At 49.0% G+C, this 553-nt stretch carries 1 protein-coding gene; it reads right to left on the bottom strand.

Annotated features, from left to right (window positions below; all coding sequences use genetic code 11):
- Positions 1-175: 175 nt before the first annotated feature.
- On the bottom strand, positions 176-361 hold the full coding sequence (locus AC1DCY_RS27385) for a helix-turn-helix transcriptional regulator (RefSeq protein ID WP_477355857.1): 186 nt from the start codon (positions 359-361) through the stop codon (positions 176-178).
- Positions 362-553 lie beyond the last annotated feature (192 nt).

The raw sequence follows: 553 nt of genomic DNA, 5'->3' as shown, positions 1-553 counted from the left end.
GTACCCACACCGACACCGCTTCCTCCAAAAGCAGCTCATTCAAACCCATATAAACCTACACGACATCAATCAAGAAACCAAAAGTACAACGCTGGTAAAAAACCATCATGACTGGACTGATCCAGTCATGATGGAGTCATCTCACACGGCACTATCAGCACTGCCAGAAACTTACTTATCGGCTGTCGCGCTCTTCAATTCGTTCCAGAATCCACTCATGCACCTCCCCCTCCACCCAACCGACACATCGATCACCTAACGATATCGGCTTAGGGAACGCCCCCTCCGAAATGAATTTATAAATGGTCGACCGTGCCAGGCCAGTCGAATCGATTACTTCTTTTAAGCGAATCACTCTCATGAACCGGACTCCTCATATTCGTTCAGAGGATTCGCAAGGTCAGTCGGGTTTAACTGCCATAGGGCCTACCCGGCGTTGAGCTTACGGTTATCGCATTCCGGCCAAGACGACCTGACCGCACATATTGTGCCTTGATAAGCATTTATCATTTACAAGCAACACTCAGGAACGAGGCACAGCAAGGTACAGAGC

The sequence above is a fragment of the Lysinibacillus sp. 10T31 genome (assembly GCF_056394365.1).
The sequence above is the reverse complement of the archived record's forward strand: the minus strand, read 5'-3'. Positions and strand labels throughout refer to the sequence as shown.